General features: G+C 53.6%; 1 protein-coding gene. It reads left to right on the top strand.

Annotated elements, in window-relative coordinates; genetic code table 11:
* Positions 1–82: 82 nt before the first annotated feature.
* Complete coding sequence (locus ACOTZP_RS23815; RefSeq protein WP_023305267.1) at positions 83–1240, top strand: DDE-type integrase/transposase/recombinase; 1158 nt, start codon at positions 83–85, stop codon at positions 1238–1240.
* Positions 1241–1294: the final 54 nt, after the last annotated feature.

Here is a 1294-nt window from a genome sequence, read left to right as displayed (position 1 = left end):
GGTATGAACCGGAAACATGGGTAACACTTTAGACCGGATACATGGGTAACAGTTATAACTGGCATAGAAGAGGAGACTCGCTATGCCCTGGACTGAGACCCGACCTATGCAACGCCTTGATTTTATCCGTGCCTGCCATGCAGGTACGGATTCTTTTTCTGCCCTCTGCCGTCTCTTCGGCATCAGTCGAAAAACCGGTTACAAATGGCTTCAGCGTTTTGACCCCTCTGACCTGTCATCTCTCTCTGACCGGTCGCGTGCTCCGCACTCCCACTCCCGGACAGTTCCTGATGATATCGCCGGGCAGCTTACGGCCCTGAGGCAAAAACACCCTGACTGGGGCCCCAAAAAACTGCGGATGTGGCTGCTCAATCATCACGTCGATTTTACCGTCCCCGCTGCCAGCACTATCGGCGATATCCTCAAGCGTGAAGGCCTGGTTCCGGATAAAAAGCGAAAACGCAGAACCCCGGGCAATCGCCAGCCCCTGACCATCATCAGTGAGAACAATCAGGTCTGGAGCGCTGATTTTAAAGGCAAGTTCAGGCTGCTGAGCCGGAAATACTGTCATCCCTTCACCCTCACCGACAATCACAGCCGGTATCTTCTGAGCTGCCGGGGAGCAGACCGGGAGAGCGAGCCCTTCGTCAGGCAGTGCCTGACGGATGCGTTCCTGGAGTACGGTCTGCCGGAAGTCCTGAGAACGGATAATGGTCAGCCTTTCGCAGGAACAGGTATCGCCGGGTTAAGTCGCCTTGCAGTCTGGCTGATAAAGCTGGGCATCAGACCGGAACGCATCAGAAAGGGGCATCCGGAAGAAAACGGCCGTCATGAGCGAATGCATCGTTCGCTGAAAAGTGCAGTAAAACAGGGCAACATATTTATGACGATGGAAGAACAACAGCGGTGGTTCAGTGGCTACCGGGAAGAGTTTAACTACGAAAGGCCACATGAAGCCCTGGCGGGTGCAACGCCCGGAACGGTATGGCAACCCTCAGGCCGGCACTGGGATGGCAGGGTTCCTGAATATGCTTATCCGGAAGGAGGTACGGTCTACAGGGTGAAATCAAGGGGGACACTCTATATGGGGAAAAAGGGGACGGTGTTCCTGAGTGAAGCGCTGACTGATGAGTACATCATGCTGGAAGAACAAGATGATGGCCTGGAGGCCATCATCTTTAATGGAATAACGCTTGCGTACTACGACCGAAAAACCCAGAGTGTGCTCCGGATAGACTGAAAAGTGTTACCTATGTTCCCGGTCTGATCTGTTACCTATGTATCCGGTCATACA

It is taken from the genome of Enterobacter cloacae complex sp. SYL001, from assembly GCF_049237025.1.
GTDB lineage: Bacteria > Pseudomonadota > Gammaproteobacteria > Enterobacterales > Enterobacteriaceae > Enterobacter > Enterobacter intestinihominis.
The sequence above is the reverse complement of the archived record's forward strand: the minus strand, read 5'-3'. Positions and strand labels throughout refer to the sequence as shown.

Coding starts and splice junctions, on each gene's coding strand:
- ACOTZP_RS23815 (WP_023305267.1), top strand. CDS start 83: ATGCCCTGGACTGAGACCCGACCTATGCAACGCCTTGATTTTATCCGT.